Source organism: Paenibacillus gyeongsangnamensis (assembly GCF_027533625.1).
Classification (GTDB): Bacteria; Bacillota; Bacilli; order Paenibacillales; family NBRC-103111; genus Paenibacillus_G; species Paenibacillus_G gyeongsangnamensis.
The window spans coordinates 15,306-30,342 of the sequence record NZ_JAQAGZ010000032.1 but is presented as its reverse complement, the minus strand read 5'-3'; the positions used below and the strand labels follow the sequence as shown (position 1 = coordinate 30,342).

Annotated in this window: 10 protein-coding genes; 8 read left to right on the top strand and 2 right to left on the bottom strand. The window is 56.5% G+C overall.

Annotated features, from left to right (window positions below):
- Positions 1-37 precede the first annotated feature (37 nt).
- The 6 genes from O9H85_RS33240 (at position 38) to O9H85_RS33215 (ending at position 8,177) form a co-directional block, all read left to right on the top strand.
- Positions 38-1,468, top strand: a complete 1,431-nt coding sequence (locus O9H85_RS33240) for an extracellular solute-binding protein (protein ID WP_269885665.1) — start codon at positions 38-40, stop codon at positions 1,466-1,468.
- A 74-nt stretch (positions 1,469-1,542) separates the two neighbouring features.
- On the top strand, positions 1,543-2,418 hold the full coding sequence (locus tag O9H85_RS33235; protein WP_269885664.1) for an ABC transporter permease subunit: 876 nt from the start codon (positions 1,543-1,545) through the stop codon (positions 2,416-2,418).
- Positions 2,419-2,424: 6 nt separating this feature from the next.
- Complete coding sequence (locus tag O9H85_RS33230; RefSeq protein ID WP_269885663.1) at positions 2,425-3,291, top strand: carbohydrate ABC transporter permease; 867 nt, start codon at positions 2,425-2,427, stop codon at positions 3,289-3,291.
- Between the two features lie 40 nt (positions 3,292-3,331).
- Positions 3,332-4,633 (top strand): CehA/McbA family metallohydrolase, encoded by a 1,302-nt coding sequence (locus O9H85_RS33225; protein ID WP_269885662.1) that lies wholly within the window; start codon positions 3,332-3,334, stop codon positions 4,631-4,633.
- An 11-nt stretch (positions 4,634-4,644) separates the two neighbouring features.
- Positions 4,645-5,460, top strand: coding sequence for an endonuclease/exonuclease/phosphatase family protein (locus O9H85_RS33220; protein ID WP_269885661.1), 816 nt, complete (start codon positions 4,645-4,647; stop codon positions 5,458-5,460).
- 44 nt (positions 5,461-5,504) lie between these two features.
- On the top strand, positions 5,505-8,177 hold the full coding sequence (locus tag O9H85_RS33215; RefSeq protein WP_269885660.1) for a DUF5054 domain-containing protein: 2,673 nt from the start codon (positions 5,505-5,507) through the stop codon (positions 8,175-8,177).
- A gap of 126 nt (positions 8,178-8,303) precedes the next feature.
- Here the strand turns inward: O9H85_RS33215 and O9H85_RS33210 are convergent, their stop codons facing one another.
- Positions 8,304-9,929, bottom strand: a complete 1,626-nt coding sequence (locus O9H85_RS33210) for an FAD-dependent oxidoreductase (RefSeq protein WP_269885659.1) — start codon at positions 9,927-9,929, stop codon at positions 8,304-8,306.
- Between the two features lie 293 nt (positions 9,930-10,222).
- Here O9H85_RS33210 and O9H85_RS33205 point away from each other — a divergent pair, with 293 nt between their 5' ends.
- Entirely contained in the window at positions 10,223-11,497 is a 1,275-nt protein-coding gene (locus O9H85_RS33205; RefSeq protein WP_269885658.1) for an S-layer homology domain-containing protein, read from the top strand.
- Positions 11,498-11,676: 179 nt separating this feature from the next.
- Positions 11,677-12,933: a threonine ammonia-lyase IlvA gene (ilvA, locus tag O9H85_RS33200; protein ID WP_269885657.1), complete on the top strand. Its 1,257-nt coding sequence runs from the start codon at positions 11,677-11,679 to the stop codon at positions 12,931-12,933.
- A gap of 185 nt (positions 12,934-13,118) precedes the next feature.
- Here ilvA and O9H85_RS33195 read toward each other — a convergent pair whose 3' ends face one another.
- Entirely contained in the window at positions 13,119-14,327 is a 1,209-nt protein-coding gene (locus O9H85_RS33195) for an MFS transporter (RefSeq protein ID WP_269885698.1), read from the bottom strand.
- Positions 14,328-15,037 lie beyond the last annotated feature (710 nt).

Here is a 15,037-nt window from a genome sequence, read left to right as displayed (position 1 = left end):
AAGGATCGCAAACACAAGAACCCATAGGAGGATGAACATGTCAAACCTGTCTAAACACAAAAAAATCGTAAGCTCCTGGATGGCCCTCTCCCTGCTTGGAGCCGCGCTTGCCGGCTGTTCCTCGTCAGGCGCTGGAAAGGATGCCGGCGCGCAGGCCCCACAAGCGCCGGATAAGAAAGAAGAGCGCACGCTGCGGATCATGTCCGGCGTTATCGGGGGCAAGACTCCGGAGGAGAACACCTTGTTCGAGAAGGAGATCGAGCGGCTGACGGGGATTAAGGCGAAGCTGGAAAAACCGGCCTCCGATTACGACCAAAAGCTGATGGCCGCCATGGCGTCCGGCGAGAAATATGACCTGCTGCAGGTCAGCAAAGAGACGATGAACAAGCTCATCGATCAAGGCATTCTTACTCCGCTGACGGATCAGGTGAAAGCTTCCAAAACGCTCTCCGACCCGAACGTGCTGCCGACCCAGGAATGGGATCAGGTGAAGACGAAGGACGGCAAAATTTACGGCGTATTCACGAAGTTTCAGGGCGGCACAATGCCGATCGTACGGGCGGATTGGTTGAAAAAGCTGAATTTGCCGGAGCCCAAGACGCTTGACGATTACTACAACGTGCTCAAGGCATTTACCGAGCAGGATCCCGACGGCAACGGCAAAAAGGATACGTACGGTCTTAGCACGGCGGGCATGTATGAGCTTCAAGGCTTCTTCAGCGCGGCGGGCCTGAAGCAGCGCTACGTGGAGAAGGACGGGAAGCTGGACGTGCCGTATTCCACGGACGCGGCGATTCCGGTCTACGAATGGCTGAACAAGCTCTATAAGGAAGGGATTCTCGACCCGAACTTCGCAACGAACGATACAGGCAAAATGCGCAACCTGTTCCTTACGGACCGGGTCGGCATGATCACCTATTGGGATGCGTGGGTCGGCATGCTGAACAATACGCGCAAAGAGCAGGATCCGAACACGACGTTCCAAGCGAAAGGACTGCCGGGCGTCGTCACGCCGAACGGCGGCTACATGCTGCGGCGAGGCGATCCGGATGTATGGGTCATTCCGGTGAACGCCGAGCATCCGAAGACGGCCTTTGAATTCATCGAATGGTGGCATTCCAAGGACGGCATTATGCTGGGAAGCCTGGGCATCAAGGACAACGATTACACCGAGAAGGACGGTAAATACGAGCTGACCAAGACAGGCAAAGAGCACGGCATGGATCACGGCGTGCCGTTCTGGTACAACAAGAACGTTCCGGCGCCGTTCGGCAAGCTCCCGGGCGTGCAGGAAGCGCAGGACCTCGTTATGAAATACGGATCGCTGGAGCTGACGCCGCCGAAATGGTCGGACGCGGAAAAAATCATCAACGAGTATTCCTTCAAAGCCATTATGGGTCAAATGCCTGCGGCGGATGCCGTGAAGAAAATGCGCGAGCAGCTGAAAGCCGCCAAGCTGATCGACTAATGCTACGGAGAGGGAGTATGTCCGCATACTCCCTTCCTATTTTGCTTTAGACGCGCTCGTAGGGGGGACATGATGTGAAGGCTGTATGGAAATTTAAAATGCTGTACCTGATGATGCTGCCCGTGATGGCTTATTTCTTTCTTTTCTCTTACTACCCGCTTGTGCGGGGACTCGTCATCAGCTTTCAAAACTTTCGTCTGATCGGCACCCGTCCGTTCGTCGGCTTCGAGAATTACATGACGGTGCTGCGCGATCCCGCATTCTGGGACGTGTTTCAGAACACGCTGGTCATCGGCGGCGGCACGCTGCTGGTCGGGTTCGTCATGCCGATCGTGCTCGCCTTGTCGCTGAACGAGGTGGCTTCCGTATGGTACAAGAAGCTGACCCAAATGATTGTCTACTTGCCTCATCTATTTTCTTGGGTCGTCGTAGGCGGGATGTGGATCCTCATGCTTTCGCCGGATACCGGCATCGTAAACCAACTGCTGAAGGCGTTCGGAGCCGCGAAGCCGATCAGCTTCATGGCTACGGAAAGCTACGCCCGTTCGGTCATGGTAGGCACAGCCGTGTGGAAGGAGATGGGCTTTACCTGCATTCTTTATTTGGCTGCGATTGTGGCGATCAATCCGTCCCTGTATGAGGCGGCGCGGATCGACGGAGCGAGCCGCTGGCAGCAGGTGCGGTATGTGACGCTGCCTCAGCTGGTCTCGACGATGAAGGTGGTCGTCATGCTGAGTATGCTCGGCGTACTCCGGATGTTCGACCAGATCGTCGTCATGCGCAACGGAGCGATTGCAAAGAAGGTCGATGTCATCATGATGTATACGTACCAGAAAGGGATTCTGGAATTTAAAATCGGAACGGCTTCGGCGGCGGGCTTCATCATCATTGCGGCGACGCTGCTGCTGACGGTGATTACGCGTGCTGCGATCCGATATGACGAGGGGTGAGCGGGGTTGACTTCATTAAAACATACGAGCTGGCAAAGCCGCGTCTTCGACGCCATCAATACGATCTTCCTGCTCGCGCTGATTGCCACGATGATGATTCCTTTCCTCAACACGTTGGCGCTGGCCTTCTCCAGCAACTTCGCTTCGATGCAGCCCGGTATCGTGCTCTGGCCCAAAGAATTCAGCGTGGAGGGCTTTACGACCGTATGGAACCGGATGCAGCTGTATGTGCCGTTCGCCAATAACGTGACGGTGACCTTGATTGGAACCGCAGGTCATGTGCTGCTCTGCTCCATGGCCGGTTACGTGCTCGTACAGCAGGGGCTGCCGGGAAAAAAGCTCATGATCTCGATGATCCTCGTCACGATGATGGTGCCGGGCGAGGCGATCATGATTCCGCTGTACGTTGTAAACAAAGAGCTCGGGCTGCTCAATACGTTAAGCGCATTGATTCTATCCGGACTTGTGTCCGGGTTCAGCGTACTGCTCATGCGCAATTTCTTCTTGAGCGTTCCTTATGAAATGTCTGAATCCGCCCGGATGGACGGCGCCGGTGACCTGCGGATCTTTGCCATGATTTATTTGCCGCTCGCGAAGGCGGGGCTTGCCACCGTGACGCTGTTCGAGTTCGTCAGCCGCTGGAATCAGTTCACGCCGGCGCTGCTGTATATTAATGACCATGCCAAATTCACGCTGCAAATCGCGTTGAAGTCGCTGATCGTCGATACGGATGCGACGTCCAGCAATTTTATGATCACGACGAACGTCCGGATGGCGGGAATCGTCATTGCGCTCGTGCCGCTGATCCTCATTTATCCGTATGTGCAGAAATATTTTGTGAAAGGCATTTTCGTCGGGGCGAACAAGGAATAGCGGATAGCGGATAAGCCCTGCGGTGAAGGAGGAGAAGAACATGGCTAAAAACACGGAGCGGCGGAGGTCAACCGCCGTATATACGAGGCAGATCAAGAAGGAAGAGCAGAGCGGTTATGTGGAGCTGCCGTTCGAGATGCCGGAAGGCGTGGAAGAGATTCATGTAGCCTATGAATTCGTATCGCACGGAGAGACGAAGGCGGTGATCGACCTGGGTATCCGGGACGGGTCCCGGGTTCGGGGCTGGAGCGGCGGAGCCCGCAGCGAATTCCGGATGGCGCGCCATGCGGCGACCCCTGGCTATATGCCGGGACCCTTGGAGCCTGGCGGTTGGGCTGTGCTGCACAACGCCTATAAGGTTCCGGAAGAAGGCTGCCTCGTGACGGTGACGATCGAGTTTATTTACAAGACCCCCCGCTGGCTGAAGGGGGATCTGCATACGCACAGCGAGCACAGCGACGGTTCGTTCACCCTGGAGGAAAACGCAGCGATTATGGAATCGCTCGGGTGCGACTTTATCGCCATGACGGACCATAACACGATCAGTCAAAATTTGGCCTACCCGCGCCATACGAACGTTCTGATGATTCCGGGAACGGAGTTCACGACGAATTTCGGGCACAGCAATTTCCTCGGGGTGACGGATCCGATGGACGATTTTCGCGTGAGCGGGCAGGCGGATGTGGAGGAGAAGCTGCGGACGGCCCGCAGCCGGGGAGCCAAGATTGTGCTCAATCACCCGCATTGCGACTGGTGCCCATGGGAGTGGGGCTTTTCCGTGGAGCACGACTGGGTGGAGATTTGGAACGGCCCTTGGTCTGCGCGCAATGCCAGGACGCTGGCTTGGTGGCAGGAGCAGCTTGCGGCCGGAAGGCGGCTTGCGGCAGTCGGCGGCAGCGACGTGCACCGGCCGGATCCGTTCGTGAAGCATGCCATGCCGTGCACTTGGGTATGGGCGGAATCCAAGACGGTGGAGAGCATCCTGGCGGGGATCGATCGGGGTCATGTGCTCATCACGTACGCGCCGGACGGGCCGTTCTCGGAGCTAGGCTGCGAAGCGTACCGGATGGGCGACGTCGTACCTCTTGCCGCGAAGCAGCGGGAGGTGCTTGTACGCGCGGAAGACCTGCATTCCGGCGACCGGGTGCTGCTGATCAGCGACCGGGGCGTGGAGAGGGAAACCGTCGTTGCTTATGAAGGAAGTCTGGAGTGGAAGGAAGCCTCCGAAGGCCGGCTGTTTCTCCGGGTGGAGATTTGGCGGTATTTTGAGGAGGCCGGCGAGATGCTGTTGGCTGCGCTCACGAACCCGCTTTATTTTGAACGACTTTCGGAGGAAGGTTGAGGTGGCGCACCATGCGGTTTCAGGCTATGACGTTTAATTTGCGGTACGATAACCTCGGCGACGGTCCGAATCAGTGGTCTTACCGGATCGATGCCGTCGCTGCGATGATCCGGGAGCATGACCCTCTGGTCGTTGGAACGCAGGAAGGGTTTTATTCGATGCTGATTCCGCTGGCGGAGTGGCTGGACGATTACGCCTGGACGGGAACCGGCCGCCTCGGCGGGCAGGAGAACGAGCACTGCGCGATTTTTTATAAGAAGCGGGAGCTTCAATTGGCGGAGACGGGGACGTTCTGGCTTTCGGAGCAGCCGGATACACCGGGCTCGAAGAGCTGGGACAGCAATCTCCCCCGGATTTGCACTTGGGCGCGGTTCATTCACCTGGAGACGGGGCTAGAGCTGGCAGTGTTCAATACGCATTTGGACCATATCGGGCAGAGAGCCCGAAGTGAAGGCGCGCGAATGATTAAACGCGCCATCAAGAGCTTGCGGGAGCGGCACGGGATCGCCGTTCTGCTGACAGGCGATTTCAACAGCCACCCCGGAGACGATCCGATCCGGTTCCTGCGGGGCGAGACGGATGCGGCAGAGACAGAACCGAAGATGCTGACGGATGCTTATACGGCGCTGCAGGGCGATATCGGCCTGTCGGCTCACAGCTTCCAAGGAGGGGCCGAAGGGGAGCCGATCGATTATATTTTCGCTACACCGGAGCTTCACATTGCGGAAGTCCGGATTGACCGCAGCCGTATTCAGGGCCGTTATCCCTCCGATCATTATCCGGTCATTGCCGGAATGGAGTTTAGGAGAGGCGGCGCATCGGTCTAATCTCCACGCGAGCCCTGAAAACGAATGGATAAGGAGAATGCATCATGCCTCATAAACTGGAAAAAATCTATGTCGTTTTCAAAACGCATTTCGATATCGGCTTTACGGGTCTCGCTTCGGAGGTCGTTCAGCGATACCGCACGGAGATGCTGGATGATGTTCTCGATATTTGCAAGCAAACGGAAGCGAATCCACCAGGCGAACGGTACGTATGGACGATGTCGGCATGGCCCCTGCTTCAATCGCTGGAAGGGGCGGAGAGCGAAGCCAGAGCTCAGGCCGAGGAGCTGATCCGCAGCAGGCGGCTGATCTGGCATACGCTTCCTTATACGACGCATACGGAATTTTGCGGAATGGAGGAATGGATTCGCGGCATGTACGTGTCACGGGCGCTGTCGGAGCGGTACGGCTACAAGCCGGCGGACGCCAAAATGACGGACGTACCCGGACATACGTGGTCCGTGCCGTCGCTGCTGGCGAAGGCGGGCGTGAAGCTGCTTCACCTGGGCTGCAATCCGGCGACGACGCCGCCGGACGTGCCGCCGGTCTTCTGGTGGGAAGGCCCGGACGGGGCGCGGCTGCTGACCTTCTACTCGAAGGGCTCGTACGGAACCGGGATCCTGCCACCTGAGGACTGGGAGCATCCCGTATGGCTCGCCATGATCCAGACGAGCGACAATCACGGGCCGCACAGTGCTTCCATCATCGAGGAGATGAAGGCTAGCATTACGGAAAGCGGACAGGAGACGGAGCTCCACATCGGCAGTCTGGGCGATTTCGCCGAGGACTTCCTGTCGCGCCGTCCGGAGCTGCCGGTCATTCGCGGCGACTTGGCCGATTCGTGGATTCACGGGGTCAGTACGGCCCCGAGAGAGGTGAGCTTGGCTCGAGCTATGCGCGGGCGGGCCGCGGTGGTGGAGAGCGCCCTCGCTTTGGGGGAGCTGAAGGGGGAGCTCGGCGATTTCGCTGCAGCGAAGAAGCTCATGGCGAGCTGCTATGAGCGACTCCTGTTGTTCGGAGAGCATACCTGGGGGATGGATTGCAAGACGTTTCTTTTCCCGAGACGCTACGAGAAGAAAGCGTTCCTGGAGGATAAAACAAGCGAGCGGTACCTTCGGATGGAGCAGTCGTGGCAGGAGCAGAGGGATTACTTGACAACGGCCGGGCAGGCGATGGAGGATGCGCTCAGCTCGATGAAAGCGGGACTTCGGCTTGGTGCGGAGCCCGGCGAGCTGTCACACGGGAACCCGCGGGCCAGGGCTTTCCGAGTGTATAACCGGCTCGGCTGGAAACGGAATGCGCGGGTATGGATCGAGGCCGAGCCGATACCGGCCGGACTTGCGGTCAAGGGTACCGGGGAGCCTGTCCGCTTGACGCTTGGGGAAGGCGGCGTATGGGCGGAGGTGCGGGAGCTCCCGGCGCTCGGGTTTATTACGCTGATCGAGACGGAGCGGAATCCGGCGCTTGATGCGGTGGAAGAGAGCATTAAGGCCGTTGCCCCAGCGCTTCAGGCTTATATGAACGAAACGGAGGCGGTGCTGGAGAACGGCCGCCTGCGGATTGAGGTATGCCGCACAACCGGACGGCTCCTCAGCCTGCGGGATAAGCTCTTGAACAAAGAGTTCGTGGACGACCGGTCCCCTTATGCTTTCGGGCAATATGAATATAACGTATATTCCAATGAAGAAATCACCCGGTATTTGAAGAAGTACGCTTACCGGTTCTATGACTGGGGCGTGCACGACTTCGGCAAGACGGGTTATCCCGAAGGGCAGAAGCGGCAGATGTTTACGCCAGGAGAACCCGTAGTCCGGGTGGAAACGGATGAAGCGGGGGCCCGTATCGTCTGCGTATATAAAACGGACGATACGTCGGTCAAGGATTACGGCAACGCAAGGGAAGTGATCTGGTCCGTGTCGCTTGCGGCGGGTGCGGATTATGCGGACTTGGAGCTGAGGCTCGGCGGCAAGGAAGAGACGCCATTGGCGGAATCCGGGAGTCTAGTCTTCCCGCTCAAGCTGAACGGGGCGAAGTATCGCATCAACAAAATGGGAAGCGTCGTCGATCCCCTTGTCGATCTCGTACGATCCTCCAGCACGCTGCTGAACTGCTGCGAGCACTTCGTCGACGTGATGGATAAGGAGGGGGGCATGGCGGTCATTCCCCTCGACACGCCGCTATTGTCCATCGGCAGGAACGGAATGTGGGATTTCGAGCACGAGTACAAGCCGGAGAAGCCCGAGCTGCATTTTAACTTGTTCAACAACCAGTGGGGCACGAACTTCCCGCAATGGACGGGGGGCGATTTCCGCTTCCGTTACCGGCTGATGCCCCATGCGGGCGGCTGGTCGGAAGCCGAGGTGTGGAGACGTGCGGAGGAGACGATGTCCGTGCCCCTGATCATGCCGGCTGCAGCGGGTGCCGCCGTGTCCCGGACGGAGCTGCTGCCGGAAGGACTTGACGGTGCCGCGGTCGTGAGCTTCAAGCCGGCGGAGGACGGCGACGGCTTCATTCTGCGCCTTCGCGACTGGTTCGGCCGGGCGCGGGAGCTTGCGCTGACGTTTCCAGCGGAAGTCGCCGGCGTAACGGTTACGGATCTGCTGGAGGCTGACCGCGGGACACTGTCTTGGACAGCGCCGAACGAAACCGGTAATCGGCAGGTTGGTCTCCTCACGCAGCCGTTCGAGGTTCATACGCTGAGGCTTCGTTTTCGATAGGAGAAATGGCATCCACCAGGATAAACGGCTACGCCGTCCTTGTCTTACAAGGACCAGCGTGTTTACCAAGGTTGAACTAAAAATACCCCCCAGTCCGTTTACCGGCCGGGGGGGCTTTTGCATGCTCTATTTCTTCCGTTTGTTTACATACTGTGCATACACAATCTCGCCGGAGTCCAGCTTCGCGATCTCATCCGCCGACCAGCCGGCCAGCTTGTTGTTGCCGGTGACGCCGGTGACGTGAATGTTGTACTTCGTCGCGAGTGTTTGCTGCAGCGCCGGCATGTCGGCTTCGTGCAGCTCGCGCAGCTTCTTCTTCCCCTGAATCTGCCCGAGGATAATGCCGATGGATTCGGCCGCGAGGCTCGTGTTCGGCTGAATGCGTGCGCTGCCGTAAGCGATGGCGGAGGCGCCGACATTTTTCCCCGCCGTGATCACGTTATCGTAATCCTTCAGCAGGAAGCTGCGCAGCGGCATCCCGTATTTATCCGGCCGGCCCATCTCGATGCCCCATTTGTTGGCGCTCGTGCCCTGCAGGTCCAGCGGGTAGCCGGCGATGCTGACGTTATCCCAGAACATCTTGGCGCCGAGCATGTCGGACGGCTTCAGAACATAATCCGTTTCGTAATGATTATATTCGCGGATGTACAGGTAGTTCGGCGGCGTGTTCAGCTCCGCGTGCTCCCAGCCCGGAATGTTTTTGCGGAAATGCTCGAGCAGCATCGGCATTTCCTTCTTGCCGAGGTCCACGGCTTCGGCGATTGACTTGTCATCCGAAGGATCGACGGTATAAATGAGTAAAGCGTTGATCAGCACCTCGCCGTCCCGCTGGTTGATCGCATTGAAGCCGCGCAGGAATAGCCGGTCGTTCGAAGGCTTGTATTTGCTTGTCATTCCCGACAGCCCGATGGCATAGCTGCCATCCACGATGCCCCAGCCGTATTTGGCGCTGCGCTGATCCTGCGGCATGTCATGGAAGGTCTTCTGAAATTTGGCCCAATCCACGTTCTTGAATTTCATCATCATGCTGCTGCTCATATATTCAATGTTCTTCTGGCCGTAAAATTGCTCGAGCCCCGGCAGCCGGGTCGACTTCAGCCTGCTGAGCAGCGCGGCGTAATCCGTATTATCGACCCAGTACGACGCGCTGATGCGCTTCTTGACGCCGTCCTTCGTCGTATATGTGATCGAGTCGACCGCATTCGGGCCGAATTTGCCGGGCACCTGCTTGATGTCGTCCAGCTTCAAGCCCTGCTCCACCGGAATGTCCTTCTTCAGCTTGTCAAAATATTGCTCGAACTCCTTCAGCTTGCGGATCTTGCCGCTGCGGAAGCCGTCGAACAGCTCCTTAACCCGGCCCTGCACCAGCAGCTTGTGCTGATCGTCGCGCGTCTCGTCGAGGAACAGCATCTCGCCTTGCAGCACTTGTCCGCCGAAGGCGCTGCGCGGATCAAGTACCTTTACCTTCAGTCCTTCGTCCGCGGCCGCCCGGGCCAAGTACAATCCTTCCAGCTCGCTGCCGATCACAACCACATCCGCCTGTTCCGCCGGCAGTTCGGGCTCCTTCGGCTCCGGCTTGACCGCCGGCGTTACGGCAAGCTTGTCCGAACCCGGCGGCTGCGCCTGATTCTTGGCCCCGTTACCGCTGCCGAGGGAGAGGAAATGCATCATGCCGTAAATCACCCCTACGGTAACGAGCGCCAGCACGGCGAGGGCGAGGCCTGCGGTCAGCTTTTTGCGTTTCCGGTTCATCCTTTCAACGTCCACTCCTTTGCAAAGCTAATGCTTTTTTAGTCTAACATTTTTGGCAAAGTTGTTCAAAAGCACCCCCCGAATCGGTTCTTGGAGGGCGAAATGTTCTAGTGAATCCAGAAACCCTTCGCGAAGGTTCTGAACTCCTTTTCTTCTTTTATCTACATACATGGCGCCGTTCGCATCAACGCACGGCTGCTGCCGGATCATTCCAGTCCCGGCTTTCGTCAGAAAGCGATCCGGTATGATTAGGCAACCCAACCCAAAACCGAACCTAAAAGGAGAATGAACCAATGAACAACACACTCAAGAAGACGGTACTTTCCGGATTGACACTTGCAATGGTGGTAGGCGGTAGCTCCGCAGCTTTCGCCGACGGCAAAAAAGGCGACCGCGACGACCGTGACGATAATAAAGACCGCGGCAAAGATTTCAAAGTGATCCAGACTTGGGACAATTACAACAATAACGGCAAAAATGCTAACGTGAATGTCAACGTCAACATCAAGCTGACTTTTGACGATCTGAAAGGCAAAGACGTCGAGTGGGCGCAAAGATACATCGCCAGCCTCGCTTCCAAGCGCGTATTCGAGGGCTATGAGGACGGCACGTTCAAGCCTCGCCAGACGATCTCCCGCATCGAGGCGATTACGGCGGCGGTTCGTTTGATGGGTCTTCGCGACCAAGCGGAATCGGCTGATGCCAAGGCTTCGAACCTGAACTTCAAGGATGCCGACAAGCTGAAGCAGAAATATCCTTGGGCGGTAGGTTATGTAGCGGTAGCGCTGCAGAACGACCTGTTCACGGAGAGCGATGATGCCGTTATGCCGGAGAAGGAAGCCGACCGTCTGTGGGCGACGACGCTGCTGGTGAAAGCTTTGAAGCTGCAAGACGAGGCGAAAGCCAAAATGAACGCGAAGCTGCCTTTCGCCGACGCAGGCAAAATTCCTGCAGGTTCCGTAGGCTATGTTGCGGTAGCGATCGAGCACAAGCTGGTGGACGGCTACGACGACAATACGTTCCGTCCGAACAAACCGGTAACCCGCGCCGAGCTTGCCGCGCTTCTTGACCGCACGGGCAGCCAGCTGCCGGACCACGCTTCCGTCAAGGGCACGGTCACAGGCGCATTCGCGAACAACCTGCTTCCGATCAAAGCGGACGACAACACCGCCCTGAACGTAGAGCTGGATCCGAACGCCTTCATCTTCCGGAACGGCGTACGCGCCGGCGCAGGAGATCTGCAAACCGGCGACCAAGTGCTGATCCGCACGTACGGCGGCAAAGCGATCTACGTGGAAGTGCTGACGATGGCTAACCAGCAGCCGGCGCAGCAAACCGACTTCTCCGTAACGGGAGCACTCAACAGCTACCAGCTGAACGCGCAAGGCAAGATCGGCACGATCTCGATCAACCAAACGGTAAACAACAACGTGTACAGCGTTCAAACCGCCGTATACAACGTAGCGCCAGAGCTTTACATCTCCGGCGATCTGAGCCTGCTGACTCCAGGACGTTCCGTGGAGCTTCAGGGTAAAAACCAGCTCGTAAACTCCATCATTATCCGATAAATTTAAAGAGCGATTCAAAAAGGTTAGAGTTGCAGCGGGAGCAGCCTTCCGACCGCGCCTTCAGGCGCGCGCCGGTAGGCTGTTTCTTTTTGCTTTAGTTCGGGGCGGGACGGGTGTATAATAGAACAAATCCGGCGGATCAGAACAGTCAGCACGGCAACGGAGGAGAGAGACCGAATATGTCACAGGGAACGCAAGTCAAGCTGGAGGATATCATCGTGGCCAGCCACGTGCTGAAGGAGGCCATCCATCAGACGCCTCTGCAAAAAAATTTCATATTGTCTGAGAAATACGGCTGCAACGTCTATTTGAAGCGCGAGGATCTGCAGGTGGTCCGGTCGTTCAAAATCCGCGGCGCGTACAATCTAATCCGCAGCTTTCCGGACGAGCTGCTGCAGAAGGGCGTCGTGTGCGCCAGCGCCGGCAATCATGCCCAGGGCGTTGCGTACTCATGCCATGCGCTGCAAATTCCAGGAAAAATCTTCATGCCCACCACCACCCCGCGGCAGAAAATATCGCAGGTCAAGCTGTTTGGCGGCTCCTACGTCGAGGTGCTCCTGATCGGAGACACGTTCGACGATTCGCTGCGCGAGGCGCTGGACTATTGCGAACGGGAAGGACTTCAGTTCATTCACCCGTTCGACGATCCCAAAATCGTCTCCGGTCAGGGCACCGTCGGGCTCGAGCTGATGACGGATATGCGCGATACGGTCGACTATGTATTCGGCGGCGTCGGCGGCGGAGGCTTAATGGCCGGCGTCGGCACCTACATCAAGAGCATCAGTCCGGCCACGAAGGTCATCGGCGTCGAGGCGGCGGGCGCCCCGGGGATGAGCGAGTCGCTTCAGCAGGGCGGGATTGTGACGTTGGAGGAGATCGACAAGTTCGTGGACGGCACGGCGGTGAAGCGCGTCGGCGAGCTGACGTACAAAATCGTCAAAGAGGTGCTCGACGACATCATCATCGTTCCCGAAGGGAAGGTGTGCACGACCATTCTCGAGTTGTACAACGAGAATGCGATCGTGGCGGAGCCAGCGGGGGCGCTGCCGGTCGCGGCGCTTGAATTTTACCGCGAGCAGATCGCGGGCAAGAACGTCGTCTGCATCATCAGCGGCGGGAACAACGATATCGACCGGATGCAGGAGATCAAGGAGCGGTCGCTCATTTACGAGGGGCTGAAGCATTATTTCATCGTGAATTTCCCGCAGCGCGCCGGCGCCTTGCGCGAATTTCTGGAGCATGTGCTGGGGCCAAACGACGATATCACGCGCTTCGAGTATACGAAGAAGACGAGTAAGGAGAACGGCCCCGCCCTCGTCGGCATCGAGCTGAAGAACAAGGACGATTACGGCCCTCTCGTCGAGCGGATGCAGCAGAAGGGCTTCCGCTTCAGCGAGATCAATAAGGATCCGCACCTTTTTAATCTGTTGATTTAGTGGAGGTTAAACATAAAGGACTTTACTTATTCATTATGTTGAATAGGTAAAGTCCTTTTTTGGTTGAATAGAATTTATAAGTTTTCTTAGCTTATAGCTTCGCATGGTAAACGCGCTGGTCCTTGTAAGACAAGGACGGCGTAGCCGTTTATCCTGGCTGCTCCGGGTCGCTAACGCATTGACCGCTATTGTTCCGAAGGCGCCGCGCTTCCCGTATGGAACACCTGAACCAGCAGCAGTGCGCCGGCCAAGAAAAGAACGCCTCCTATAACGTACACCGTCAATAGGGAAAGGCTGTTCATCAGTAAACCCGCCACGGACATGCCCGCTACCATCATGCCCATAAACATCGGGAGCATGACGCCGTTGACCCGGCCAACGAACGATTCCTCCGTATTTTGCAAAAATATCGTATTGATTCCGGTTTGGATACACGGGAAGAATAGTCCGTTCAGTACTTGGAATACAAATGTCAGGGGAATGAGGGTGGACCAGCCGATGCCCACGTTGCATACGGTGCTGACGAGCAAACCGAGCGCGAGCAGTTTCGGCGCCGGGATTTTTTTCGACAGCCCAAACACCAGCCCGCCGCCGACCAGCATGGCCACACCGTTAGCCATCAGCAGCCATTGAAGAATGCTTTTATCCATTCTCAGATTTTGAACCGCCACAAACACCATCAAGGGTTGAGTGAGGCCTACACTCAGACCGGCCAAAGCAAAGGTGCCTCCCAACGTTTTCAGGATTTTCCGCTCGAATACGTAACGAAAGCCTTCTTTTAGCTCATGTGTAAAGCTTTGGTGAGCGGCGGCTCCGTCAGCATGTTCTGCAACCTCATCCTTGGGTAAAAAGGAGAGCGTAAGCGCCGAAAGCAGAAACATTGCGCCCATAACGGCAATCGACACATGGATGCCGCAGCTTTGGTACACATACGTCCCGATGGCGGGACCGATGACCATAAAGATGCCCACCAACGTTTGAAACATAGCCATTGCCGGCTGGAGCTGCTCCTTAGGCACGTGCCGCTTGAGCAGTTTCATCGCCGAAGGCATCGAAAACTGCGATAAGATCGCCGAAACCAAGGTGACGAAGAAGATCATCTGCCAGGAACCGAATAGAAGCGTGAGCAGCACGACGAATACGGATAAAGCGGAAAGCAGATCGCACCCGATCATCGTTCGTTTCGGCCGCCAACGATCGGCGAATGTGCCTCCAATGAAGGAAAAGATGAAGATGGGTGCATATTCGGCAACCGAAATAAGCGAAACATAGACGGGGCTGTTGTGTGTAATGTCCGTTACGTACAGCAGGATGGCGAAATTGCGCACCCAAATGCCAAGCTGCAGCAATAAATTTGAAGCGAGAATCGCCTGAACGTGACGAATTCGGAACAGGGAGCCGGCCGGCTTTGCCGTCGTTTCTTCCGGAGCTGCCAGGCTCTGTGCTCCCAAATGACTTTTGGACGTATTCATAATGTGCTCATCTCCTTTTGAATAGTTATAATTTGGCTTTCGGGATACAGTGCATATGTATTGGGACAATAACAAAACAATGTTACGCAAATATGCTCTTTTGAGCAAAAAAATGCCGGGTATTTGCGCAGACTATGCCAATCGAACCGTACGGTGTCTTAAGAATACCGGGCCACCTGCTAGTGAAAATCCGGTTCTAAAGGCTTTTTCAGAAACAGGCACTTGATCACTTGGTTTACCCCCTTCATAAAACAATGTAACATAACATTGTTACGTTGTAAAGCCAGTCTTTTAAAAGGTATTTTAACCAACGACCGTTTGTACAAAAAAACCAGGCTGCCATGGAAGCAGCCTGGTTAATTATGGACAATCTTATTATCGTCCATTCGATCAAGTGATGTTCTGCAGCAGATTTTAAAGGTATGGTAGCGAAAAGCGAAGCAGCCCGTCGTCAGGATGGCGGATCACTTTTCCCCTTCCCAATTTCCCGCAACCTCATGTCGTCCCCAGCACCGCCTGAACGTCTCGCTTCGGTTCCACAGCCCATTGGCTTCCTAAGGAAAGATTGCCCAACATAGCGAAAATAATAGCAGACCACGTAAAATTGCCAGGAATCGATGAAGAAATGGGAG

Bases quoted from the DNA above. Each gene is read 5' to 3' on its own strand.
- O9H85_RS33225 (WP_269885662.1), top strand. From the start codon at position 3,332: ATGGCTAAAAACACGGAGCGGCGGAGGTCAACCGCCGTATATACGAGG.
- O9H85_RS33210 (WP_269885659.1), bottom strand. From the start codon at position 9,929: ATGAACCGGAAACGCAAAAAGCTGACCGCAGGCCTCGCCCTCGCCGTG.
- O9H85_RS33220 (WP_269885661.1), top strand. From the start codon at position 4,645: ATGCGGTTTCAGGCTATGACGTTTAATTTGCGGTACGATAACCTCGGC.
- O9H85_RS33205 (WP_269885658.1), top strand. From the start codon at position 10,223: ATGAACAACACACTCAAGAAGACGGTACTTTCCGGATTGACACTTGCA.
- O9H85_RS33215 (WP_269885660.1), top strand. From the start codon at position 5,505: ATGCCTCATAAACTGGAAAAAATCTATGTCGTTTTCAAAACGCATTTC.
- O9H85_RS33240 (WP_269885665.1), top strand. From the start codon at position 38: ATGTCAAACCTGTCTAAACACAAAAAAATCGTAAGCTCCTGGATGGCC.
- ilvA (WP_269885657.1), top strand. From the start codon at position 11,677: ATGTCACAGGGAACGCAAGTCAAGCTGGAGGATATCATCGTGGCCAGC.